Origin of the sequence: Catenuloplanes nepalensis (assembly GCF_030811575.1) — a bacterium.
GTDB lineage: Bacteria > Actinomycetota > Actinomycetes > Mycobacteriales > Micromonosporaceae > Catenuloplanes > Catenuloplanes nepalensis.
Map to the genome: position 1 here is coordinate 4,301,823 of NZ_JAUSRA010000001.1, position 25,025 is coordinate 4,326,847.

The 25,025-nt window shown below is 62.1% G+C and carries 22 protein-coding genes; 19 read left to right on the forward strand and 3 right to left on the reverse strand.

Annotated elements, in window-relative coordinates; genetic code table 11:
• Positions 1–64: 64 nt before the first annotated feature.
• On the reverse strand, positions 65–1,633 hold the full coding sequence (locus J2S43_RS18460) for a sensor histidine kinase (RefSeq protein ID WP_306830825.1): 1,569 nt from the start codon (positions 1,631–1,633) through the stop codon (positions 65–67).
• Between the two features lie 108 nt (positions 1,634–1,741).
• On the opposite strand from J2S43_RS18460, the gene J2S43_RS18465 reads away from it, so the two are divergent.
• From J2S43_RS18465 to J2S43_RS18475, 3 genes are all read left to right on the forward strand, one after another.
• The gene (locus J2S43_RS18465) at positions 1,742–2,692 is read left to right on the forward strand and encodes a tyrosine-type recombinase/integrase (protein WP_306830827.1); all 951 of its coding nucleotides are present in this window, start codon (positions 1,742–1,744) and stop codon (positions 2,690–2,692) included.
• Positions 2,693–2,925: 233 nt separating this feature from the next.
• The gene (locus J2S43_RS18470) at positions 2,926–3,465 is read left to right on the forward strand and encodes a hypothetical protein (protein ID WP_306830828.1); all 540 of its coding nucleotides are present in this window, start codon (positions 2,926–2,928) and stop codon (positions 3,463–3,465) included.
• Positions 3,466–3,501: 36 nt separating this feature from the next.
• Complete coding sequence (locus tag J2S43_RS18475; protein ID WP_306830830.1) at positions 3,502–3,840, forward strand: hypothetical protein; 339 nt, start codon at positions 3,502–3,504, stop codon at positions 3,838–3,840.
• A 345-nt stretch (positions 3,841–4,185) separates the two neighbouring features.
• Here the strand turns inward: J2S43_RS18475 and J2S43_RS18480 are convergent, their stop codons facing one another.
• Positions 4,186–4,359, reverse strand: a complete 174-nt coding sequence (locus J2S43_RS18480) for a hypothetical protein (RefSeq protein ID WP_306830832.1) — start codon at positions 4,357–4,359, stop codon at positions 4,186–4,188.
• 125 nt (positions 4,360–4,484) lie between these two features.
• Here J2S43_RS18480 and J2S43_RS18485 point away from each other — a divergent pair, with 125 nt between their 5' ends.
• Positions 4,485–5,282, forward strand: a complete 798-nt coding sequence (locus tag J2S43_RS18485) for a helix-turn-helix domain-containing protein (protein ID WP_306830834.1) — start codon at positions 4,485–4,487, stop codon at positions 5,280–5,282.
• Positions 5,283–5,293: 11 nt separating this feature from the next.
• The gene (locus tag J2S43_RS18490) at positions 5,294–5,644 is read left to right on the forward strand and encodes a PPC domain-containing DNA-binding protein (RefSeq protein ID WP_306830836.1); all 351 of its coding nucleotides are present in this window, start codon (positions 5,294–5,296) and stop codon (positions 5,642–5,644) included.
• Positions 5,645–5,712: 68 nt separating this feature from the next.
• On the opposite strand, the gene J2S43_RS18495 is transcribed toward J2S43_RS18490, so the two are convergent.
• Complete coding sequence (locus J2S43_RS18495; RefSeq protein ID WP_306830838.1) at positions 5,713–5,838, reverse strand: hypothetical protein; 126 nt, start codon at positions 5,836–5,838, stop codon at positions 5,713–5,715.
• Between the two features lie 970 nt (positions 5,839–6,808).
• On the opposite strand from J2S43_RS18495, the gene J2S43_RS18500 reads away from it, so the two are divergent.
• The 14 genes from J2S43_RS18500 to J2S43_RS18565 all read left to right on the forward strand — a co-directional run bounded on the left by J2S43_RS18500 (position 6,809) and on the right by J2S43_RS18565 (position 24,032).
• Positions 6,809–8,335: a terminase large subunit domain-containing protein gene (locus tag J2S43_RS18500; RefSeq protein ID WP_306830839.1), complete on the forward strand. Its 1,527-nt coding sequence runs from the start codon at positions 6,809–6,811 to the stop codon at positions 8,333–8,335.
• A gap of 22 nt (positions 8,336–8,357) precedes the next feature.
• Positions 8,358–9,551 (forward strand): phage portal protein, encoded by a 1,194-nt coding sequence (locus J2S43_RS18505; RefSeq protein WP_306830841.1) that lies wholly within the window; start codon positions 8,358–8,360, stop codon positions 9,549–9,551.
• Positions 9,552–9,564: 13 nt separating this feature from the next.
• Entirely contained in the window at positions 9,565–11,067 is a 1,503-nt protein-coding gene (locus J2S43_RS18510; protein WP_306830843.1) for an HK97 family phage prohead protease, read from the forward strand.
• Between the two features lie 606 nt (positions 11,068–11,673).
• Positions 11,674–12,063 (forward strand): hypothetical protein, encoded by a 390-nt coding sequence (locus J2S43_RS18515; RefSeq protein WP_306830845.1) that lies wholly within the window; start codon positions 11,674–11,676, stop codon positions 12,061–12,063.
• Positions 12,064–12,074: 11 nt separating this feature from the next.
• On the forward strand, positions 12,075–12,494 hold the full coding sequence (locus tag J2S43_RS18520; RefSeq protein WP_306830847.1) for a hypothetical protein: 420 nt from the start codon (positions 12,075–12,077) through the stop codon (positions 12,492–12,494).
• A gap of 2 nt (positions 12,495–12,496) precedes the next feature.
• Positions 12,497–12,871, forward strand: a complete 375-nt coding sequence (locus tag J2S43_RS18525) for a hypothetical protein (RefSeq protein WP_306830849.1) — start codon at positions 12,497–12,499, stop codon at positions 12,869–12,871.
• A complete protein-coding gene (locus J2S43_RS18530; RefSeq protein WP_306830851.1) occupies positions 12,871–13,161 on the forward strand; it encodes a hypothetical protein in 291 nt (96 codons plus the stop codon). Before J2S43_RS18525 ends, J2S43_RS18530 begins: the two co-directional genes overlap by 1 nt.
• 141 nt (positions 13,162–13,302) lie before the next feature.
• Positions 13,303–15,996: a phage tail protein gene (locus tag J2S43_RS18535; RefSeq protein ID WP_306830854.1), complete on the forward strand. Its 2,694-nt coding sequence runs from the start codon at positions 13,303–13,305 to the stop codon at positions 15,994–15,996.
• Positions 15,997–16,034: 38 nt separating this feature from the next.
• On the forward strand, positions 16,035–18,476 hold the full coding sequence (locus J2S43_RS18540) for a sialidase family protein (RefSeq protein WP_306830856.1): 2,442 nt from the start codon (positions 16,035–16,037) through the stop codon (positions 18,474–18,476).
• A 2-nt stretch (positions 18,477–18,478) separates the two neighbouring features.
• Entirely contained in the window at positions 18,479–19,108 is a 630-nt protein-coding gene (locus J2S43_RS18545; RefSeq protein WP_306830857.1) for a hypothetical protein, read from the forward strand.
• 55 nt (positions 19,109–19,163) lie between these two features.
• A complete protein-coding gene (locus J2S43_RS18550; RefSeq protein ID WP_306830858.1) occupies positions 19,164–19,514 on the forward strand; it encodes a hypothetical protein in 351 nt (116 codons plus the stop codon).
• A gap of 1,572 nt (positions 19,515–21,086) precedes the next feature.
• Positions 21,087–21,320 carry a hypothetical protein gene (locus J2S43_RS18555; protein WP_306830860.1) on the forward strand — a complete coding sequence of 78 codons (234 nt, stop codon included), beginning with the start codon at positions 21,087–21,089 and terminating at the stop codon, positions 21,318–21,320.
• A 149-nt stretch (positions 21,321–21,469) separates the two neighbouring features.
• Positions 21,470–22,438 (forward strand): nucleotidyltransferase family protein, encoded by a 969-nt coding sequence (locus J2S43_RS18560; RefSeq protein WP_370881765.1) that lies wholly within the window; start codon positions 21,470–21,472, stop codon positions 22,436–22,438.
• 214 nt (positions 22,439–22,652) lie between these two features.
• Positions 22,653–24,032 carry a cation:dicarboxylate symporter family transporter gene (locus J2S43_RS18565; RefSeq protein WP_306830864.1) on the forward strand — a complete coding sequence of 460 codons (1,380 nt, stop codon included), beginning with the start codon at positions 22,653–22,655 and terminating at the stop codon, positions 24,030–24,032.
• Positions 24,033–25,025 lie beyond the last annotated feature (993 nt).

Genomic DNA, 25,025 nt, shown 5'->3' on the forward strand with positions numbered 1-25,025 from the left:
GCCGGCCGGCCCGGCAGTCGATGTTCGAGGCGTTCCGCGGGTTCCAGGGCCATCGGGGTCGCGCTCATGATCCGGCCACCGGGAGCCGCACCGTGATGATCGCGCCACCGCCGGGGCCGGACGCGGCCGACGCGGTGCCGTTGTGCCGCTCCGCGACCTGCCGGACCAGCGCCAGCCCGAGCCCGCGCCCCTCCCGCTTGGTGGTCCAGCCGCGCCGGAACGCGGCCGCGGCCTCGTCGTCCGTCATGCCCGGCCCGGTGTCGGAGACGCGGACCAGCACCTCCGACGGCTCCTCGGTGATCAGCACGGTGACGCGGCGCGGCGCGGGACGCCCGGCGACCGCCTCCAGCGCGTTGTCGACCAGGTTGCCGACCACGGTGAGCAGGTCGCGGCTGGGCAGCCGCGGATCGTCCAGCCTGGACTCCGGGTCGACCAACAGCTCGACGCCGCGCTCGGCGGCCTGCGCGGACTTGCCGAGCAGCAGCGCGGCCAGCGCCGGTTCCGCGACCGCGCCGACCACCTGGTCGGTGAGCTGCTGGGCGAGTTCCAGCTCCGCGGTGGCGAGCCGGACCGCCTCGTCCGCGCGGCCCAGCTCGACCATGGTGAGCACGGTGTGCAGCCGGTTCGCGGCCTCGTGCGCCTGCGCGCGCAGCGCCTCGGTCAGGCCGCGCACGGAGTCCAGCTCGCCGGCGAGTGCGCGCAGCTCGGTGTGGTCCCGCAAGGTCAGGACCGTGCCGAGGGTCCGCCCCTCGAAGCGTGTCACCCGCTGGTTGGCGACCAGGACACGGTCGCCGGCCAGCACCGGCACGTCCGCGGCCGGCTGCGCGGCGGTGAGCAGGTCGGAGACCTCCGCGGGCAGCGCGAGCGCGGAGACCGGCACGTCGTCGGGGAGGCCGAGCAGGCGGCGGCCCTCGTCGTTGATGAGCGCGACGCGGCCGTCCCGGTCGACCACGAGCAGTCCCTCGCGGACCGAGTGCAGGACCGCGTCGTAGTACTCGTACATCCGGCGCATCTCGGCCGGGCCGAGCCCGTGCGTCTGCCGCCGCAGCCGGTTGGAGAGCAGCCAGGCGCCGAGGCCGGCCAGCGCGAGCGCGAGCACGGTGGCCAGCAGCACGGCCGGGAGCTGGTGACGCAGCCGGCGGTTGATCTCATCGGTGGTGATGCCGACCGAGACCAGGCCGGTGATCGCGCCGGCCTGGTCGCGGACCGGCACGACCGTGCGCACGGACCGGCCGAGGCTGCCCGTGGTCGTCTCCACCACCACGCCTCCGTGCAGTGCCGCGTCGATCGAGCCGACGAACGGGCCGTCGATCAGCTCCGGGTTCGGGTGCGTGAAGCGGGTGCGGTCCGGCGCCATCACCACGATGAAGTCGGTGCCGGTCGCGACGCGGACACTCTCCGCGTACGGCTGGAGGACGGTCGTGGGATCCTCGGCGCGCAGCGCCGCGACCACCAGCGGAGAGTGGGCGATCGTCTCGGCGACCGCGGTGACCTCCTCGACGGCCGCGTGCTGCGCGTCCTGTGCCGCGAGCGCGACCGTGCCCACGGTCCCGGCCGTGACCAGCAGCGTCACGACCAGCACCTGCAGCACGAACAGCTCGCGCGCGATGCTCCACCGACGGATGATCGCCATGTTTCGGTTCCGGGTCCTCGCGATGAACAGAATGAACGAACACTGGTTGACGACGGGAAACCACTGAGAGTGACTAAAGCGGGTGTGCCAGGAACCGAAAGGTAGCCCGTGCCGCACACCGTCAACTCCGCGATCCTTGAGTTCGGGGCCGCCGATGAGGTGGCCCAGCAGTCAGAGGGCGCACAGAGCCGACACCACTTCGTGCTCAATGTCCTACGCGAGCAGATGGGCGGGAGCAAGCCCATCGCCCAAATCAGGCGTTCCGACATCGATGCAGTTCTCGCCGAGATGCGCAGGAGGGGCCGTGCGGAGAGCACTCTCAACACCTACCGCGCGACCCTGCGACCGTTCGGCCGATGGCTGCTCGACAACGGGTACGTCAAGCGCAACCCCGCCTCTCATCTGAAGAACGCCAAGATCGCTCCGGACAGGTCCAAGCGCAAGCCCCTCACCTCTGACCAGCTCAAGCAGGTCATCGAGAAAGCTGAGCGCCGCCATCCCTGCGACGGCATGACGGTCTCGCTCTTGTTCTGGACGGGTTGTCGTCAGAGCGAGATCCGGGGCCTGAAGTGGGGCGACGTCAATCTCCAGGATCTGACGCTGGAGGTCTATAGGCCCAAGGTCAAGAAGTCCCTAACCTGCCCCATCCCCGCCCAACTGGCAGAGGACCTGACGAAGTGGCAAGCCTGGGTGGAGGGGCGCTACGGACCGATCCAGCCCGAATGGTACGTCGTACCGGCCCGCTTCCACCGTGGCTTCGTCAACGGCATCCCGCAAAAAATCACGCCGGACTGGCCGCTCAACCTCACCAAGTCTCAGGGGCCGCTCACCGGGGCCATCAAGCGCCTGCTCGTATCGATCGGCATAACTGATATGCGCGGCAAGGGTTCCCACACAATCCGACGAACAGCAGCGAACCTCATCCTTGCCCACACCGGCGACATCCGGGCAGCTCAGCACCTTTTAGGACACGGATCGGTCACCATGACGGAGAGGTACCTAGACGCCGACGCCCAGGCGGCTAAGTACGGAGCAACCATCCGGGAGTGGACGATCTAGGTTGACTCAGGGACACGCACACACCCCGTAGGGGGTTCTATGTCCGGGCGGGGGTGGGACCGGGGAGTTCCCCCACCCCGCGAGAGAAAGAAACGCGCCCGGCGGGCTTGGTCCGCCGGAGGCGCAGCCGTAGTAAGAGGCAGGTCCGTGGTGGGACTGCATGGCGGGGAGGGTGTTGCAACACCCTCCCCAACGCCAACTCGCCAGGGACACCCACCACCACGGAGTACCAGATGAACGAGTACGACAAGACGCGCGTCGCGTCGCTCTACGCGCAAGCGATGAGCGCCGCCACCCGCTACGCCCGCAGGTATCAGAAGCAGGTTTTCAACGCGGACCCGGAGATCCTGGCGCGATTCATCAAGCAACGGACGGTCTCACGCCTCCTGGCCACCAGGTCGTACGCGAAGCGGGACCAGATTGCCCAAGAGCTGCTCGATCGCGCGTACTCATACATCCACGAGGGCGAGCAGGAAGCGAAGCTGCGGGCTCTGTACGACAGCATCGACAAGGGCCAACTGAAGCCCCGCGCAGCGCATGTTCTCTGGGCCATCTTCGAGATGTCTTACAGCCAAGGCCCGAACCCCATCACCACGTACGAGGACCTCCTCGATCTTATCTACATCAAGTTCGGCGACGAGACCTCGACACGCACGATCGGCCGCGAGCTGGACGTCCTAGAGAAGGCCGGCATCATCCGTACCACCCGAGGGAAGCGGGCAGGGCTAAACGCCAGGAAGCGCACGGCCACGGTCTGTCACCTGGACCTCTAGCCTCAAGTCGGCCCGCCGGACGCCGAACAGAGGGTCATGGTCGACTACAGCAAGCTCACCGTGGAAGACGGACCACTCAGCACCTCCTCTGGTGACCTCCCTCCCGAGGTCACCCAGAAGATCGAAGAGTACGTGGGAAAGAAGAAGGCCCTCAGGCTGCCGGGTTTCGAGACTGAGGCGAACGCCAAAACGTTCATGTCCAAGGTGCGGAAGTACGCCAACGGCAAGGACTGGGGTGTACGCGGTGTGGTCAGGAAGGCGGAAGGGGACGACACTTGGACCGCCCGCTTCGAGGTCAGCGAAAAGAAGGGGAATAGGCCCGGCGCTAAGCAGAAGGAGGCGACTCCTGCCAAGAAGGCGGCCCCTGGCAAGTAACACAAGTCACGTAAGCCACCACCAGGCCACATCGGCATCCTCTGCATATGGCCTATGGCTCGGGCTGCGACCCTTCACGCGGAGCCTCTGAGCGTCTCGCCGTCCGCAGCACCGAGGCCCGCAGGTAGATATCCCGCTCGTACCCAGGCCGGGCGGTCTCAGTGGTACTCCGCACCACCGCGTGCACGTACCACCACCAGTCGGCCGTCTTACCAGGGCCAGCGGTGTTGACCGGCTCGTAGAGCCTAAGAACCTTCACCCACAGGTTGCCCCGGCCAAAGCGGTAGTTGTTCTCCAGCATGAGGTAGACGCCGCCCACCGCAGGCCTTGGAACACCGTCAGCGGTCACGTCGCTGCCCGCAGCGAAGCCAAGATCTTTTCTAAGATCGCCTCGTCCAGCACCCAGGCCGCACGGCCATCCCGGTAGACGACCTTCGCTCTCCCCACCGCCTTCAGCGCCGGGTGCATGTGCGTGCCCGGTATCCGCTGCGGAAAGCTGATCTCCAGCTCCACGATCATCGACAACCCCCAGCGGTGATCAATAGAATTCCCACGCCCGTCTCACACAGCGTTCATGGTCGAACGCTCGTTGCGAAGGAAGAGGCCGTCTCCAACCCGCTCCAAAACCGGCGAGGGAGTAGCACGTGGGCGATCTTGGAAGCACACTGAGGTCAGCACGCACACAAGCGGGCCTCTCGCTCTCCGGCATGGCCTCCAGAACGGGCTACAGCCGGAGCTACCTTGGCAACGTCGAGACAGGACAACGCCAGGTAACCCCCGACGTCATCCGGGCGTATGAGCGCGTGCTGGGAGAAGACTTGAAGCGTCGCCAACTGCTCATCGGCAGCCTGTCTATCCTGGCCGCGGAGTCCACCCCGGACACGGCGCTCTCCATCGCCTCCGACATCTCCAAGGGGCGGTCCGAGCTCCTGGCGATCAGCCAGACATCTCACGCCACGGACAAGTCGATCGCGGCACTCGTCGCCAGGGACACCCCCTCCGTGGCCTCGCTGGTCAAGTGGTCCAACTCCTCCTACGCCTCGGCTGTCCTACGCGTGAACGCGGCCGGCATCCTGGCCAAGGTTAGGTCACCCGCCATCGACAACGAGGCCATCAGCGTTCTCCAGCAGGACTCGGACGTACGCGAGCTGTACCTCACGGCGGTCATCTCACGCGTGCTCAAAGAGCCCTGGGACACGGCCTACAACATGGCCACGACTCCCACCCCACTCTCGGAGCCGGACCACCTCAACACCTTCACGGCGGAGCTGTCCAACCCAGCCGACGCCGGAGCGCGCTACTGCTCGGCCGTCATGCTGTCCCGCACCAAGTCCCCCACAGTCACCACGGCCCTGGTGTCGGCCCTGCGCACGGAGCCCAGCCGCGAGAACCTACGCGCCATCGGCGCAGCCCTCGCAGGAGTCGACCCTCTTAGTCTCTGAAGGAGATCCTCTTGACCACGTACATCATCCAGGTTGACAAGGGCGAAGAGGTCATTGACAAGCTGAACCGGGGCGTAGAGGTCTTCGGTGTCGAGCGCGGCCCCATCAGCATCATCGGCGCGATCCAGCAGGCCACGGTCTCGGTGATGCCCAAGAACAATCCCAAGGACGACATCCTCAGGGACTACGACGCCCCGTTCGAGATCACCGGCACCGGCGAGGTCGTAGACGGCAAGGTCCACATCCACGTCTCCATGGGCGGGGAGGACCAAGTGGTGGTCGGCCACCTTCACAGGGCAATCGTCGGAGACTGGTTCGTCCGCGCCTACATCACAGACATGGACGACGTGTCGACCTTGTAACAGGACGTGGGGTAGACCAACAGCCCCGGACCTCGGCTTATGCGCCGAACCGGGGCTGTTCTACGTCGTCACTTAAGCAAGAGCGCGAGGAGCCCGGTCAGCGCCACCAAGAGGGTAGCCAGCCCTGACAGCAGCGCAGGGGCATTCCGAATGAACTCGATCTTCGTGTTTGGCTTCTGATCATCGTCAGCCATAACACCCACCTCCACCGTCCGGCGCATCGCTACGTTCGTGCGCTTCAGACTGGTAAGAGAATCAGTTGCGATTCAACTGTGCCACCGACCTCAGCGCAAGACCCACGGCATCGGAGCCGGGCCTGGCCTTAGGAGAATGTGTACTTATCTCCTCCAGGTCAGAGGCCCTTCAATGTTGAGATATTCCGGCCTAAAGAATCTTGAAGCCTCCCACATGCTGGGAGGATGATCTAGCTCCAAGTGCCAACCAGGGTGGCTTACTGCCACCTGGCAGCCTCCCGAGCAGCCGATAGTTCAGGCGTGGGCGGACTAAGGCATGATCCAATCACTCCTCTTGATACAGGCAAGATCGCAACACAGTAGAACGGCCCCGTGGAACTGGAGATCCCACGGGGCCTAACTGTGTCCGGGCGGTAGTACTTCACATGGCCAACCTCATGCAGAAGTTGAAGGTACACACGTCCAAGTCTCCTAACCGCAAGAAGCGGATTACGCTCAAACAGATCCAACGCAAGCTTAGGAACGACAGGCTCTCGGGTCGGGTCGCTCAGACAGATAAGCCGTAGTAACTAACATCCTCTGGCTGAGGACGGCGGGTAGGAATGGTGGTACGGGAGAGCCGTACACGAGGCAGGCGAACCTCTTGGAAACACCTACCCGCCACTAACTGCTCTGAGGTGTTCTATGGGTACCGGCGCATGGGCTAAAGGGTCTACTCCTCAGTGGCGTCGTGTCCGCCTTCAGGTACTCAAGCGTGACAACTATCAGTGCCAAGTAAAGACGAAGCACTGTTCCTACGTCGCCACCCTTGTTCACCACACTCTTGGTAAAGAAGTCACAGGGGATGACCCAGCATTCCTAGTTGCGTGTTGCCGTAGCTGCAACGTCAGCGTAGGAACGCCTAAGGGGAACCCGCCTCCTCGCACGGTGACCAACTGGGACTGAGCCCACTAATGCCGTAGTAACTGGCATGGGCGATCTCAAGGCACCTCATTCTTTTTCCGCTCAAGGTTGTCCTACTTCCACCGCCGCAGTGGATTTATCTCCCCGAAATGGAACTGAGTCAACCAATAGCACGCCGGAACCGTCCGATGGGAAACTGTACGGTCGCGTAGAGCCGAGAATCTTCACACCTCCACTTCGGGAACTCACGCCAGAGACAAGCGACGGCTTCGAGATCATAGCGTTCGCCGAGAGTCTCGGCATGGAGCTAATGCCTTGGCAGCGCTGGTTCTTGACTCACTCCCTGGAGCTGAACCCGGACGGCAGCTACCGCTTCAAGGAGATCCTGCTAGAGGTCTCCCGCCAGAACGGCAAGACAACCGTCGTTGACGTGCTCATCGCCTACTGGCTCAACGACGGTCTGAAGATCCTAAGCACCTCTGCCACCACCACGGTTGCGGAGGACTCCTGGGAAGCCGTCATCGAGATCGTCGAGGACAACCCAGAGGTGTTCGGCCCTCCCAAGGTGGACCGCCAGAACGGCAAGAAGTCCATCACCCTCCTGGAGTCTCGCGGCAAGTACAAGATCGCCGGAGCTACACGCCGAGGCGGGCGTGGTGCACGAGGGTGCCACAGGGTCATAGAGGACGAGCTACGCGAACACCTGGACTGGCAGAGCCACGCAGCCGCAGCGAACACCATCCTTGCCCGTCCGGACGGCCAGGTCTGGATGCTGTCCAATGCCGGCGACGACAGGTCGGAAGTCCTCAACCACTACCACGCACAGGGCGTAGCCCAGACCAACCCCACTCTCGGCTTCTTCTCCTGGTCAGCGCCGGACGGTTGCGAGATCACGGACAGGTCAGCGTGGGCACAGGCAAACCCAGCTCTCGGCCACACCATCACGGAGAAGGCTCTAGAGACGGCGCTCTCTCAGCCAGCATCGATCTTCAGGACAGAGAACCTCTGCCAGTTCGTACCGTCCCTGGACGAGGTGGTCTCAGCCTCCGCCTGGTCACGGTGCCTGGACCCAGGAACGTTGCAGGCTCACAAGGCCAGGGTCGCCCTGTGCCTGGACGTGTCCTCCGACATGAAGCACGCGACCTTGGTAGCGGCAGCAGTCCTGCCGGACGGCCGAGTCCGTATAGAGACGGTCCGGGCATGGGAGTCAACGGCTCAAGTCCGTAAAGACCTGCCAGCACTCCTCAAGAAGATCAAGCCGCGGGTGTTCGGGTGGTTCCCAGGTGGTCCCTCAGCGGCAATCGCGGTGGACCTTAAGGGGATAAGCCAGGCCAAGGAAATCCCCTCCCAGGGCACCACAGCGGCCTGTATGGGCCTCGCCGAGTACATCCAGGCAGCAAGAGTCTGTCAGAACGGCGACGAGCTGCTCGCAGCACACATTCTCTCGGCCAAGAAGTACAACACCGGCGACGGTTGGCGCTTCTCTCGTAAGGACGGCGGACAGTGCGACGCCGCCTACGCAGCCGCAGGAGCCGTCTACTTAGCCCGCTCTCTCCCGCCTCAATCAAGGCTCTCCGTCATTACCGCCGATTAGGTACATGTCGAAGGAGAGCGGCATGGGCTTCAAAGAGCGGGTGTTCCCGGAGTTAGCGGCCACCCGTTCCAGCGTGCCCGCCAGAGACCAAGTAAAGCTTGCGACCCACGTCGAAGACGGCCTCATAAGGCGAGTGCCTAACCCTCCCAACGTGGCCCCAACCTCTCCGCTCACTAACCCAATCTCCGTGGTCTCTGCCGTCTCTATGCTGAACTACGGCACAGTTTCCCGCCGCGAGCTTCTCTCCATCCCAGCGGCACGCGGAGCCATTCAGCTCATAGCAGGCGTCGCCGGTCAGCTTCCGTACAAGGCATACGCCAACGACACCGTTCTAGATGTGCCGTGGCTCTCTCAGCCCGAGCGTCTCTACCCAGGAAACTACACATATACACACACGGCCCTAGACATTCTCCTAGACGGAGCTGCCCTGTGGAGGGTCACCGAGAAGTACGCAGACGGGTGGCCTCAGCGGTTCGAGCGAATCGCAAAGACCCGCTGGTCTCAAGACGCCAATGGCTATATCACGGTAGACGGCAACCCTAAGACGGTACAGGAAGACCTACGCCTCTTCCCGTCTCCTTTCGATGGCCTCCTCTCGGTGTGCAGCCCCACGGTCCGCATGTACCACAAGAAGCGGGCAATGGTCGAGCGCTACCTAGACAACCCGCAGGCGCGCGAGTACTTCCAAGGCGTCGAAGGCCAAGAGCCAGAGCCGGAAGAGATACGCACGTTCCTCGCAGAGTGGAACGAGGCACGCCGCCAGGGACTCACCGGATTCGTACCGGCCGGAGTGCAGCTCAAGCAGGTCGACCTCATGACTCCAGAGCAGCTCTCCCTACGGACTCTCGAAGAGACCATCATCGCCGAGTTCGCGCGAATGATGAACGTGGACCCCTCGTGGTTGGCTCTCTCAATCACGACACGCCAATACAGCAACATCATCGATGAGCGCAGAAACTTCCTCGACTTCGTGTGTATGCCTCAGACGATCCTGCCCATAGAGAAGCGTCTCGGCATGGACGACATCACACGTCACGGAACCAAGGTGAAAGCAACTGTGGACGCGTTCCTCAGAGCGGACACCCTCTCCAGGTTCCAAGCACACGCAATAGCCCTGGACAAGGGTTTCGAGACCATGGACGAGGTGCGCTCTCTAGAAGACAGACCCCCTCTAGAGACGCCGCCTGCATCGGAGGACACCAGTGGAGACAGTTAGCCTGAGTGCCCCGGTGCAGCTATCGGCACCGGACACAGATAAGCGCACCATAAAGGCATTCGCCTACACGACAGACGTTGAGTTCGAGGCAGAGAACGGCGCAGGCGAGGTAAAGCGCTACAGGTTCTCGGCCAACTCAGTACGTCCTTGGCGCGAGCACATCCCTGTTTACGCATACCACGACGACAGAGACGTCATCGGACGAGTCTCTAGCGCGAACTGGGAGACAGGCGAGGTCGAGCTAAAGATCTCCGATATCACTCGCGGCAGAGAAATGCTGACTCTAGCGGCAGATGGAGCACTCGGCGGCACCTCCATGTTCCTTCAGATAGAGGACGACGAAGAGATAGACGGGGTCGTCGTAATCAAGTCCGCAACATGTAGAGAGATCTCTCTAGTTTCACACCCGGCTGTTCCGACAGCCGTTCTGACTGGAGTCGCATTGTCGGCTCCCGAACCAAAGGAACCAGCAATGACCGACAACTGTAACGCCGACACCGTGGAGTTGTCGGCCCCTCAGGGACCTTCCATTCAGCCGATTCCTCTAGTGGGAACAGCAAAGGACGAGGCCCCTTACCCACACCTATTCGGTGGCCGGAACAACGGCCACTCCTTCTTCAAGGACCTCCGCCTCTCCACCTCCGGCGACTCCGCAGCAGCGGAGCGGGTCCTCAAGCTGGCCGTGACCACAGCGGACCTACCTCCTACGGACGCCTACGACAGCGGCATAAGGGTCACCCCACCGGACCCTCGCAACCCGCTCTCCGGCATCCTCACCACCCGCTCGCTCAACGGCGACTCCCCGTTCTACGTCCTGCACCGTGACAACACCGGAGACACCAACCTCTCTAACCCACACGTCGAGGGCGTCGAGCCTGTGCTAGGTGACATAGGCACCTGGTCCAGGGCCACCGTGGAGCCGGGCGCTGTGAGCGGCAAGGTCGCCGTGACCAGAGAGGCGTTCCTAGCGGACACCACTCCAGAGGCAGAGGCCCTCGTCTTTGCCCGTATGGACGTAGCCCGCCGCCGAGCCATCGAGGTCAACGCAGCCGACGCACTGGCAGACCTCACACTGCCCGCCGGCCAGGTCCACACCCTAGGTGGAGCGAACGTCGCGGACGAGCTAACCGCTCTTCAGCTTGACCTTCTCTATTCAGTCGACGGCGACCGCTTCACAACCGCGATCGTCGGCCGTGACCTGTTCGGGGACCTGGTCAACGCCAAGGACTCCGCAGGCCGTCCGCTGTACCCGATCCTCGGCGCGACCAACGCCAACGGCACTACGGCCCCTGGTCTCCGCTACGTCAACGTCGGCGGCATGAACGTCTACCCCATGGCCGGGCTGGTAGACGGCGGCTACCTCCTGGACCCATCCGTAGTCATCTCTTGGCTCGGCCCAGTCCTCAACTTCACCTTCGACTACGAGGTGGCGTGGGTTCGTCTCAGCCACTTCCAGTTCCAGGCGTTCGACGTAGTTGACACCTCCGGAATCCGCCGTCTCACGAGGGCGGCATAACCATGGCCGAGAAGAAGCTACCTAAGCCATCAGAGCCAGCGAATGCGGGCGCGAAGAAGCGTTCCACCAAAGCGCCTGTGTGGCCCGAGGACTACGACACCTCAGAGCAACCTAACCAGCCTGAGTCCCCAGCGCCTCTCGGCAAAGTTCCCGTAGAGCGACTAAGGGCAGGCAACTTCCCGCGCGGCGAGTCTGAGTCGAAGAAGGCAGAGACAAAGGCGATTGCCGAGGCCCACAAAGAGGACGGAGAGGTAGCACCTCCTCAGTCTAAGAAGCCAAAGAAGGACTAGAAATGGTGACAGTAGAGGCGGTGGCGGAGTACATCGGAGCGACCTCCGAAGAGTTGTTGCTGCCTGTACTGCTAAGCCAAGCAGAGTCCTTAATCGACTCTTACCTAGGGCCACGCGGTAGGTCTCGAATCCCTCAGCCTGAACGCGATGGCGCAGTTCTCCAGTTGGTGTCCGAGCTGTGGAGCAGGCGTAACGCACCAGCAGGCAACTTGCAGTGGTCACCAGAGGGCGGAGCGGTTTATATGGCTTCCGATCCTCTCCAGAGCGTCAAGCCTCTCATCCGCCGCTATAAGGACCTCGGGGCGGTGGGCTAGCAATGTTGAAGGAACTCAGGGAAGAACTCATACATACCCTTTTAACCGGCTCAAATGGAGCCACGACCCCCGTTGGAGTCTCGGTTTATAACCACTGGCCGGAGCGGTTCGCCCCTCCCGGCATTCTCGTAAAGGCCCCTAGGTCCGGCATGTACGTCGTCGGAGGCCAGTTCCCAGGGCACTACGAGATATCTCTGGACCTGTACGTAGTAGTGAAGACGACAAGTCCAGTTGAGGCATCGATTGAGAACGTCGACCTCATCGTAGAGAACGTTCTACGCAACACGGCGGACTGGGGACTTCGAGGGGTTGACTCTCACACCCTTATCGATGTTAACGGTGCCAACCTCCCCGGAACGATTATCCATCTCGCTAAGCAAGCGGAGCTATAAGGAGTATTGATATGGCACCTGTGCCCACTAACCGCCTCACGATGACACTCGATGGCGTTGACGTAACACCACAAGTAAGCCGCGCAGTCGTCACCTCTGAGGAGACCGACCGCGACTTCATCAGCTTTGCCGACGCGGCAGCCGGAGGCGGCCGTGACTACAACCTAGAGCTGACCTACGTGCAGGATCTTGCCGACGGGAGTGTGTGGGACCTGGTTTGGTCACACGCGGGCGAGGAAGTCGACGTTGTGGTAAGGCCTTTCGGCAATCTCACTCCGACGCCGACCCAGCCCCATTTCATCGGCACGGTCGTCATCTCGGAGGGCGACACCGATCTTATTGGTGGAGAGGCTGACGCTTCCGCAACGGCTCGCTTCACGTCAGAAGCAACCTGGGCCTTCGTCGCGAAGCCGACAAAGGTAACTGCTTAGTCATGAGAGACAGCGGCGTTCACGTCGAGGGACTGACGAAGCTCATAAGAGGACTGGAGAGAGCTGGTATTGAGGTTCAAGACCTCAAAGAGGCTTTCTCCAGTATCTCGAAGCAAGCGGCCAGCCTCGCTTCGTCCTTCGCGCCTAGGGTATCGGGACGCCTAGCCGCCTCTGTCCGTGGCAACAAAGCGAAGAACAAAGCCGTGATCCGAGCAGGTAGAGCGGCTGTGCCCTACGCGGGTGTCGTCGAATATGGCTGGTCCGCCAAGAACCGGCCCGCAGCCGGTTTTATGAGGAGAGCTGATGACGCGGTTAAGCCAACGGTAGTACCTAAGTTGGAAGCAGAGCTAAATCGTTTGCTGAGGGAGAAGTTCTAATGGCACGTGAGAAGAAGCCACCGCAGACAGATATGACGATGCAAGAGGCTATCGAGAGTATGACCGGTTTTGAAGAGGACGACCTCTACAAGACCTACAAAGTCACCGTAGGCGCAGAGGTTAATGGCCGCCTATCCAACGTGGCTCGCGGCATGATCTACATATTGGAAAAGCGCAAGAACCCCTCCTACACCAAGGCGCAGTCCGAGTCTTACACCCTTGCCGACGCCCAGGACTACTTCACAGCCGAGGAAGCGGTAGACGGTGATTCTGAAGAGGGAAAAGGCTGAAGGCGAGAGCCCGTGAAATGGCGGAGTGGTGCTGTGTCACAGGCTTCCCGCCCGATGTTTTCAGCCGCCTAAGTAGGACCGAGAGGGACGAGTTCTATAAGGCGTCCATCAGATTGAATCCGTATTTGAAGGGGTGAGGAAGTGGCTGGAGCAGCAGTAACAATCAGCATCCTCGCCAACGCGCAAAACGCGGTCAACGGGTTCAACAAGGTCGGCAACGAAGCGGAGAAGACCGGCGGCAAGCTCGCGAGGATGGGCGGCATCCTCAAGGGAGCCTTTGTCGGTATCGCCGTAGGTGCCAGCGTAGCCGCGGTGTCCGGTATCAAGGACGCGATCACGGCTGCATCTGATCTGTCCGAGACCGTCTCCAAGACACGCCAGGTCTTCGGCGCAGCCTCGGACGACGTGCTCAAGTTCGCCGAGACCTCAGCGCAGGCCCTCGGTCAGACCAAGCAACAGGTCCTCGATGCTCAAGCCACGTTTGGGATCTTCGGCAAGTCGGCCGGCCTGGCGGGCAAAGACCTCTCCGGCTTCACGGGCCAACTGACCACGCTAGCTACGGACCTGGCCTCCTTCAACAACACGTCCGTTGAGGAGTCCATCGAGGCCATCGGAGCGGCCCTACGGGGCGAGGCCGAACCCATGCGCAAGTACGGCGTCCTCCTGGACGACGCCTCCATGCGCCAGCAGGCCCTACGCATGGGACTCATCAAGACCACCAAGCAGGCGCTCACGCCGCAGCAGAAGGTGCTTGCGGCCCAGGCCCTCATCATGGAGCAGACCAAGGACGCGCAGGGGGACTTCGCCCGCACCTCCGGAGGTCTCGCTAACCAGCAGCGCATCCTCAAGGCTGAGTTCCAGAACATGTCCGCTGAGCTGGGCATGGCGTTCCTGCCTGCGGTGACCAAGGCCGCGCAGTGGCTCAACAAGTCCGCTATACCCGCCTTCAAGAACTTCAAGGGAGCCCTCAAGGGCTTCAAGATGCCCACGCTAAACATGTCCGGGACCGTCAAAGGCAACGTGGCTGGCGATCTAAAGAGTTCTCTAGGGGGCATAGGTCAGACCATAAAGTCACTTCTCAGTGGCCCTGAGATGAAGGGTGTCTGGACCAACATAACGGCTGGCTTCGGCGAAGTTGTCGCCACTTACAGGGAATACGCGGCCGTTCTAGCGCCGATCATCAGCCAGGTCGTTTTCACGATCTCCACAACCTTCCAAAGCCTGGCTCCTCAGATCAGAACCATCATGACCACCCTCGGCGAAATCTTCAGATCCGGGTTCGCCATCATTGCTCAGGTTGTTCGCCTCGTAATTACCACAGTCTCCTACCTGTGGCAAAAGTTTGGGGCGGACATCCTCTCCTACATCAGGTCCGCGATGAGCGCTGTGGTCGGCGTCCTCGGCGGTGCCTTCACCATCGTCAAGGGCCTGTTCAACATCGTCCTTGGAATTCTCAAGGGCGACTGGTCAAAGGCGTGGGACGGCGTCAAGCAGGTTATGTCCGGAGCGGTCCAAGTGATTGTTAGTCTCTGGAACCTGGTCAAGGCCCAGTTCAAGCTAGCGGTCTCTGTAGTAGGCGGACTGCTCAAAGACCTATGGAGTCTGATCAAGTCCGGCTGGAACTCAGCTATGGCAGCCACAAAGCAGGCCGTGTCCGATGGCGTCAACGCAGTGGTGAACTCCTTCCGGTCTCTACCGGGCAATATCAAGAGCTTCTTCGCTGCGGCCGGTACATGGCTTGTGCAAGCCGGTAAGGACGTTATCCAGGGTCTCCTAAACGGCATTTCCAATATGGCAGGAGCTGTGTGGGACAAGGCCAAGGAGATAGCCAACGGCATCAAGGACACCATCGAAGGCGCGATGAAGATAGGCTCCCCCTCGAAGGTCATGGCGGAGCTGGGCAAGTTCATCGGCCAAGGTCTCGTGGTCGGTCTCTCCGGCACCGCCAAGCAGGTCTCGGCCACGTCTAAGAAGCTGGCCAAGTTGGTTCGTGACGCCTTCCAGGGCGCAACGGAGACCAGGCTCCTCAACCGCATCTCGTCTACAAACAAGCGCCTCGCCCGTCTAGCCAAAGACCGGGCCAAGTGGGATGCCCAGCTAGCTAAGCCGCTGGAGAAGCTGGCAGAGGTCCAGGCGCAGCGCAAGGAAGTCGTGGACGGCGTCGCGGACAGCATGGTCCAGTCCTTCCGCCTGGTGGATGAGCAGGCTGGGACCTCCCTCCAGTCCATCCTCAAGCGCAGCGCAGACGCTCTCCTACAGGCTCAGAAGTTCGCGCAGCAGCTAGTAACGCTGAAGGCCAAGGGCCTCAACGCCAACATGCTCAACGAGCTGGCCGAGGCTGGACCGGCTGCCGGAGCCGCAACGGCTAAAGCTCTCGCCGCCGCCAGCAAGACGGAGGTTGACCAGCTCAACAAGAACTACACCGAGCTAGCCAGGGTCTCTCAGGCCGCAGGCGGCACGGTGGGCGACGCCATGTACGGAGTTGGGCTCAAGGCGGCCCAGAGCATAGTGGACGGCCTCAAGGCAAAGCGTCAGCCAATCATCGACGAGATGACGAAGCTGGCTAAGCAACTGGCCAAGGCTATTGATAAGGCCATTGCGGGGGCTGACAAGCCACGTAAGGGCACGAAGGCCAAGCCGGCTATTGGGGCTAAGGCGTCCTATCAAACTACGGCGCAGGTCGCCTCAGGGGCCAAGCCGAACGTCACCAACATAGTCGTAAACGTGCCGGTCTCTGCTGACCCTGCCGAGGTCGGACGTCAGGTCACAAAGGCGATTTCTGCGTACGAGGTCTCAGTGGGCCGCAAGTACCTCGTCACGCCGGTGAGGTCCTAATGCCATACGCAGCGCCTACAAACGTCGTAATCACCATCGTGTCAGCCACCCGTGTCGACGTGGCGTTTACGATGTCCTCACCGGAGTGCTACTTCAGGATTACGGGCACAGGGGTCAACTACACCGCGTCCTTCTCTGGCTCTGTGGGTAGCGCTGTCAACACCTTCATATTCGTTAGTCCACAGGCATTCGTATCAGGTAACAACTACGCGGCGGAGCTAGAGCCGTGGTCCCCTGCGGAGCCTTCAGGTCACGCCAAGTGGACCGGCACAGTTCCATATGGAGTAGTGACGCCCCCTCCACCTGATCCTGAGCCGGAACCAACACCAGAGACTCCAAACAACTGGACCTATACCGCAATTCCACCGCTTGAGGCAGTGAAGTACGACCCTACCCGCTTAATATTTAACAAGCTGATAGGCGGGGCTCAATTAGGGTACTCCGCCCGCTTAGGAGAGATGGTTCTCGGTGGTGGCACCGAGCAAGGAACTGGCACAAGCACCCGTGTCCCCATCTCGTCGTTCGCGAAGAACGACGGATACTCCATCGGCGATAAGGGCGAACTGTCCATCGACCCCACTAGGGGAACGGCATCCTTTTCAGAGCGGCTTGAGGGTGCTATCACTCCGGTAATGCCGGATATGCGCACCGGCGACAAGTTCGAGGTGTACTACGACGGCGTCATGCAGATGCAGGGCGAATGCGTAGAGGCCAGGGCCTCGGTAGAGGTGGCGGACGCGCCGAAGTTCGGCAAGGAGTTCGTGCGCACGGTGACCTACACCCTCTCCTCTCTCGAAGTCATCATGCTCAACAGAGAGGTAGAACATGAGGCTCTGCCTGAGGAGCCGGCTCTAGAGCGTCTACAGCGGTTCTTCACTGTGGACACCTCACACGTGGCAACGACCCACATGTATCAAACCGCGGTACTGGCCCCGGCCAAGGACGCTGGCACGTCCACGTATCTCGACCTGGCCAGGGAGTTCACGGAAGTTACCAAGCTGCCGGTCAGGACTAACGCAACCACGGTGGACGAGTGGGATCACCTGGAGGTGCTTGACCGAACGATCTCATGGCCGGACCAGCCCTTCACAGTCGAAACGAACTTCGGTGAGAGCCACGAGTGGCTTACCTCCGTGGAGTTTGCAGAGAACGGCACCAGGGAGTTCAGCCCGATATCAGCAGCGGTCAAGGCAAACGATCTACGTCTTACCGGCGGTCAGAAGATGTACGAGGAGGGGGACCTATCACCTCTCGGTAACCTGACGCTGGGCGCCGGCAAGCTAGGCGGTAAGCGTCTCATCGTGGGCTTCTCGGCCCCCGGCGTGGTCGACGTTGTCGGCGTACCGGCAGTGGTCTCACGCGTGAACCACGTGTTCGGTAACTCGGTCTACAGCGCCTCAATAGAGTTCGCCCCGCCAATATTTCTTGGTGCGGAGATATCCCCACCTCTACCCGCGTGGGGCGAAGACGTACTTGTAACCGCAACCCAGCACGAGGCGTTCCCCGGCATGACCAGGCTGGCCAATGGCGACATGTTCTTGGTGTGGCGTAGAGGGTCCAGCCACGGAAACACCGGCTACGGACAGATCTACAGAACCACATCTTCGGATGGTCTTGCATGGTCGGCCCCGACTCTGGCAATCGCTAGGCCGTCCGGATCTCACGATCTCCGAGACCCCAGCATTACAAAGCTGTCCTCCGGCAGTCTCCTTGTTACGTACTTCCAGTGGGTCTCGGGTCAGACCAACACGGCATGGTCGGCCAAGTCCACCGACAACGGGGCCACCTGGTCCACGCCAGTCCAGATCGCAACTACTTCCCTATCATCACCTCCCGTCGAGCTGGGGGCAGGAACCGGCTCGACAGGCACGGCCACGCCTCTCGGGGCGTTCAAGCTAGGGGTCAATGGCCTCGGTGGGTCGGCCGGCACAGGGGACACGAGACGCATAGTTCAGGCAACCTACGGCGGCTCTGCTGTCGGGTGCTTCCTGTACTACAGCGATAGCGGTGGTACGTCCTGGACCAAGTTGTCCAACATCGTCAGCGGAACTCTTCCAGACGGTGGACAGCCACAAGAGCCATGGCTAGTTCTAGCCAGCGACGGAACTCTGATCTGCACTATCAGGTCCTCCGCCGCCACGGGCCGCAAGTCCTACAGGTGCACATCTACGGACAGCGGATCTACTTGGAGTGCTCCTGCTGAGCTGTCCTACGTCTCGGATTCCCGTATAAGCACCGTATTCGATAGCGCGGGCAAGCTTCACGCGCTCTATAGGGGAACTGACGACTACAAGAATCTTTACCACCGCACCAGTACAGACAAAGGGGTCACGTGGTCTACACCAGCCCTTGTCGCCTCTGTCGATTTCCGCAACACCTATGCAGCCGCTGTCGATGTTGGTAATGGTCAGGTTGGCCTCGTGTACGGACAAGAGGAGTCGTCTCTTAGCACGAGCAAGCTGTTCTACACGAGGAGATAAAGATGACTTGGAAAGAGTGGGCGGACAATCAGGTTCTATACGCTGCTGACCTCAACGAGATGCAGAAGCAGACGGTGTTCCTCGGTACATCGATTGCTAACCTGAACACCCAGCTCTCCGGCAAGCTTAGAGCTGGAATGATGGGCTACGTACCAGAGCTAGGACCTGTGTTCTACGACGGTTCTTACTGGTGTCCCTCACCCGGCAAGGCCATGGCGTCCCTGGTAGCCACGTCAGCACAGACCCTCGCTACGGGTACGTGGGCCGCCATCACCATGACCAACGCGAACTTGAATGAGCTGAGCGCGTGGTCATCCGGCACCAGGTACACCGCTCAAATACCCGGTTGGTATGAGGTACACGGCGGAGTGTCCTTCGCCCAGAATGCAACCGGCCGCCGCATGGTGCGTATCGACAAGAACGCCGGTTTGGTTCCCGGCGGCAGTTCGGCTCAAGTCGCCGTATCCGGCGGCACGATGAAGACAAACGTCAGCGTCTTCGTCAGCATGAATGTCGGTGACTATGTAGAGGTATACGCCTACCAGGACTCTGGTGGTTCTCTAGCCACCAACCCCGGCGCTGGCGCTGACTTCTATCCGAACATGTTCGTCAAGTACCTGGGCTCACTGTAAGCGTCCCCTGCTGTCAAACGAAGTCCGTAGTGCCACAAGCGAAGAGAGACAGAACATGGCCGCACCTCCACGACACAACATAGAAGTCCCAGCAGGCACCGACTATAGGTTCGCGTTCGCCGCTGGCACGGGCACCACCGTAGAGAACTTCCAAGCCGACGCTATCACCGGCTCGACGTTCACTATGTATCTACGAGACGGTTCCTATGTCCATGAAGAGACCGTGACTCTAGAAGTTGATCCAGCGTCACCTCTGCCAGTGCTTGTTCACATCACTTCGGAGCAGACGTCGAAGAGGCGGCACAACTATTCCAACTACTACCGGATCGACCGCACCTATCCCTCCGGCGACACCGTCGCCGTCCTTGAGGGCTCGCTGTACGTCCGCCCCGTGGGAGGTAGGTAGCCATGCCAGACGTACTCCTGCTCGATCCCCACGCGCGGCCTGCGGTCCTAATCGAGGTAGCGGACCAGACCCCCAGGCTCCTCCTAGGCGGAGTCCAGGGACCCCAAGGCGAACCCGGCATTGGCATCCCGGCCGGCGGTGCCGCAGGGCAAGTACTAGCGAAAGCATCAAGCGGTGACTACGACACCACGTGGACCATCGTCACCGGTGAAGGCGGCGTGGCCGTTGAGGGATCTCCCGGACCACAAGGCCAGACGGGTCCTCAGGGTGTTGCAGGACCCAGCGGCCCGAAGGGAGACAAGGGTGATACCGGAGCTACCGGACCTGTGGGAGCTACTGGCACGCCCGGTTCAACGGGTGCAGTGGGACCCACAGGAGCTACCGGACCGGCGGGCAGCACGGGACCAACAGGTCCTCAAGGCCCAGTTGGAGCGACGGGTCCGACAGGCGATACGGGCACAACGGGTGCCACCGGGGCTACTGGACCGGCTGGTAGCACAGGACCGGTGGGATCTCCTGGCCCTACTGGCGCAACAGGGGCACAGGGCCCAGTAGGCGCGACAGGACCGCAAGGAGCTACGGGCGAAGCAGGCGCTACCGGACCTCAAGGAGCAGTTGGTGCAACGGGAGCCACAGGAGGAGTCGGTCCAACTGGTAATACAGGTCCGGCAGGAGAGCAAGGGCCGCAGGGTCTTCCAGGACAAATCGGCGCTACTGGACCTGTGGGACCACCAGGCCTTACAGGTGCTACGGGCCCAACTGGCACGGCCGGCTCAATCGGAGCCACCGGGCCTCAAGGTGCTACCGGATCGACAGGACCCACAGGTCCGCAAGGCCTGAACGGTTCCTCGATCCTTGGCCCGAGCCCCGGAGTTCTCACGAGACCTTCCGGAGGTACTACTCCGTTCTGGTACGCCGGGTACCCGGCGTATATCAACAACAACGCCATAGCAGTTTCCGCGAACGTCATACATCTGTCCCCGTGGGTGGCTTACCGGTCCGGCACGATCATTGGCGTGTCAATTGCTATCGCAACAACTGGGACTGGAAGTGCGGTAGCTGGTTTGTATACTTCCTCCAACTCAACATCTACACCTACCACTCCGATATGGAACTCCTCTGGGGCTGCTGTCACGGGTTTCCGGTACATATGGGCACCGATCAGCATCTCCGTCACGCAGGGGCAGTTGTACTACTGGGCTTACTGGTCCAATGTTGCCCACACCCTCTACGGTCCGCCTTCGACGTCATATGTGTCCGGCATAGTGCCGCAGTTCGCCGTAACGCCGAATGTGAACTCATATCCAGGAAGGTGGGACTACACGGCCACCTACTTTGGTGTTCTGCCCACGCTTTCATTTCCCACCACCAGCACCATCACCCCGTGGGCGGTCAGTACGCAGCCACCAATAGGCATATGGCTTGAGTGGGGTAGTTAGTAGCACGCCCCTCCGGAAGGACAATAGGCGTCAGGACTAGTTTAGTTGGCTGCTTGCAGGTGCCCCGTGCAAGCCATCTCCCGTTTAATTATTGATGTACGGCAACACGGCGGAACAGAACAGGGAGATTGAAATGGCTACTCGCACCCGCAAGGCCGCGGCCACCGTCGAGACCGTCCAGGTTGGCGACCTAACCTTGGAGCCAGGCTCATACCGCAAGCAAACCACCCGCATCGGCAAGGCGTTCCTTACGGTCAGCACGGATGGAACTCTCACCTATACCAACCGTCGAGACGAGACCATCACGGTCGACGTCAAGCGGTTCATTTCCATCTGGAAGTCGGGCCTCACGACGAAGTTCGCCTAATCCCCAACACCAGCTAGGTCCCTCTGTGGAGGGGCCTTTTGCTGTATGCGTAGCGGATATCTGCTACTACCGCAGGCTTATGGTGCGCATGTTGCTACTGGTAAATAATTGACAGGTCATTTGACAAGACAATAGAGATGAGAAAGGGAATGCCAGGCTGGCGCAGTGAAAAGATCAGACGGCCTCGTGAAGATGTCCAACCATTCGTGGACCTACTCACGTCAGAGATGCCGCCAGATGTCGAGTATCACCTACTCGGATCGTGGAGACGCAAAGCGAAGGTCATCGGAGACCTGGACATCCTCGTAGTCACGGAAAACGGCGAGCTGAACGGCTCTCTGTTCGAGTCGGGTGTCAACCTGCCGCGTTCGGTGGACTGGCAGAGGTCCGGCCCGAAGGTCGCACAAGGCGATCTGTGGCTCGGAGACGACGCGATCCACGTGGACGTGTGGTCCTGCAAGCCTAACGAGCGAGGCGCGTACCTCTGTTTCGCAACCGGACCAGTCGAGCTGAATCTCTTGCAGAGACAGCGCGCGATCCGCATGGGGTACGCCCTCAGCCAGATCGGCTTACTGGACCGCGAGACCAAGTGGCAGCTTGACAACGGCACCGAGGAAGACATCTACCGCTGGATCGACATGGACTTCCTTACGCCTGAGCAGCGCGAGAAGTTCACGAAGCCCAAGCAAGCAACACCGAAGCCCTACCCACAGATGACAAGGAGACCCATCGTGAGTGAGACGACCACACCCGCAACCCGGCCGACAAGGAAGCCCGCCGCGAAGAAGGCGGCGGAGAAGCCAGCACCCCAGGTCACCGAAGCTCCGGCACCCGAGCCCGTCACCGACGCGTCCATCGAGATCGGCGGGGTCTCGGTGACCGTTCGGCAGGCCAAGGAAGCCCTGCTCGCCCTTACTGCGGCGAAGTCCATGTTCGTGAAGCAGCCCCTCGCGGCCAAGGGTCACCCGCTCGCGGCCTGCGACTACCACGCCGTCGCCGCGATCGGCTTCGAGGCCAAGCCCGACCTCCGGAAGGGCAAGCACCCCACGAAGACGGCGTTCATCGAGGCTGTCAAGGGGATGATCGCTGAGGCCGAGTCCGGGGGCTCCCAGGTTTAACGACAGGGGCGACCGGGTCTGGGCCTTATGGGTCTGGGTCTGGTCGCCCCGCTTCGTGTCAGGCCAGCTCAGCGGTCTCAAGATGTCCGTCTTGCTCTAAATATCCACAGTACGTAACCGAAATTGGCGCTCGCAAAGTCCCAGGTGAAACCCGAAGTAAACATTATGAACGAAATCGTGCCTTGTGGGTGAGACACAGGCCACAGTCTGCGGCATGAGCGTCACGGATAACACAGCGCCTGCGCGGCGGTCGGGCGGCCGCACCCACTTCCTCTACATCGCCGTCATCGTGGCCGTGCTGCTCGGCATCGCGGTCGGCTTCATCTGGCCGGAGGCCGCCAAGGCGCTCGCGCCGCTGGGCACCGGCTTCGTCAACCTGATCAAGATGATGATCGGCCCGGTCATCTTCTGCACGATCGTGCTCGGCATCGGCTCGATCCGGCAGGCGGCCCGGGTCGGCCGGGTCGGCGGCCTGGCGCTCGGCTACTTCCTCACCATGTCCACGGTGGCGCTCGCGATCGGCCTGGTCGTCGGCAACATCGTGCACCCGGGCCAGGGTGTGCAGCTCAGTGACGCGGTCGCGGCCGCGGGCCAGAAGGCGGCCGGTAACGCGCCGCACCAGAGCACCGCGGAGTTCCTGCTCGGGATCATCCCGCACACGCTGGTGTCGTCGTTGACCGAGGGCATGGTGCTGCAGACGCTGCTGGTGGCGCTGCTGGTCGGCTTCGCGGTGCAGTCGATGGGCACCCGCGGCGAACCGGTGCTGCGCGCGATCGAGGTCATCCAGCGCCTGGTCTTCAAGATCCTCGCCATGATCATGTGGTTGGCCCCGATCGGCGCGTTCGGCGCGATCGCCGCGGTCGTCGGCGCGACCGGCATGGACGCGCTGAAGAGCCTGGCCCAGATCATGATCGGCTTCTACATCACCTGCGCGATCTTCGTGTTCGTGATCCTCGGCGCGATCCTCAAGCTGGTCTCCGGCGTCAACATCTTCAGCCTGCTCAAGTACCTGGGCCGCGAGTTCCTGCTGATCGTGTCCACGTCGTCGTCGGAGTCCGCGCTGCCGCGCCTGATCGCGAAGATGCAGCACGCCGGCATCAGCAAGTCCGTCGTCGGCATCACGGTCCCGACCGGCTACTCGTTCAACCTGGACGGCACCGCGATCTACCTGACCATGGCATCGCTGTTCATCGCGGCCGCGATGGGCGACCCGCTGAGCATCAGCGAGCAGATCTCCCTGCTCCTCTTCATGATCATCGCGTCGAAGGGCGCGGCCGGCATCACCGGCGCCGGCCTGGCCACGCTCGCCGGCGGCCTGCAGAGCCACCGCCCCGAACTCGTCGACGGCGTCGGCCTGATCGTCGGCATCGACCGCTTCATGTCCGAGGCCCGCGCCCTCACCAACTTCGCCGGCAACGCGGTCGCCACGGTCCTGGTCGGCACCTGGACACGCGAGATCGACAAGGACCGCATGGCCGCGGTCCTGGCCGGCCACGACCCCTTCGACGAGGCCACCATGCTCGACGAGGAGGAGCAGGACAACCACACCCTCGCCACCACCTCCCCGGCTCCGGTGGACGGCACTCGCGTCTGATCACCGCCCACCCGACCGCACCCCCGCGGACGCCGCTGGACTCCCCCGGCCCGGCGGCGTCCGCCCTTTCAGCACGCAAGCACCAACCCAGCCGGCCTCACACTCGACCAGCCGACGAAGCGAAGGACGAAGACCTCAAGGCTTCTCTTCCCACTTCGCGGCCGGTCGCGATCCGCATGCTCCCGCGGGCACCGGTCCAACGCCACTCAGCCTATTTGATCTTGAAGGAGCTGCGGTACGGCCGCATTCCCGCGACCGGCGAGAACACTCTCAGCCCGATCCGGGTTCCGTGGCCCACTGGCTGGCGGTGCGCGAATCGCGCGCGGTCTCCGGGCGCCGAAACAGCGCCGACGGCGGCCAGGGTCGACCCTCTTCCGGCGGGGACCCGGCGCCTCGTGCCCGAAATCTCCCGACGAAGCCGGCAAACGTCCTGCCGGCGAGGCCGGGAGATCGTGACGGCCTCGGGCCCGGCGCCTGAGCGATCAATCAGGCGCCGGAACACCGCAAGCGAGCAGGGTCGACCCCCTTCCGGCGGGGACCCGGCGCCTCGTGCCCGAAATCTCCCGACGAAACGGGCAAACGTCCTGCCGGCGAGGCCGGCAGATCGTGACGGCCTCGGGCCCGGCGCCTGAGCGATCAATCAGGCGCCGGAACACCGCAAGCGAGCAGGGTCGACCCCCTTCCGGCGGGGACCCGGCGCCTCGTGCCCGAAATCTCCCGACGAAGCCGGCAAACGTCCTGCCGGCGAGGCCGGCAGATCGTGACGGCCTCGGGCCCGGCGCCTGAGCGATCAATCAGGTGAGCAAAAGAGCGATCAACTTCGATTTTCGATCTACCTTTTGCTCACCTGATTGATCGCTCAGGCCGCAGCGGTGCCGTCTCGCGAGTCTGTGGTCCGCGCCAGAGGGTGAGATGTAGCGATATTTCGGGCAAGCAGCGCCCGATCGCCGCGAGCGGACCGGGTCAGCTCACGCTTCCCGGCCCGAAAGGGCT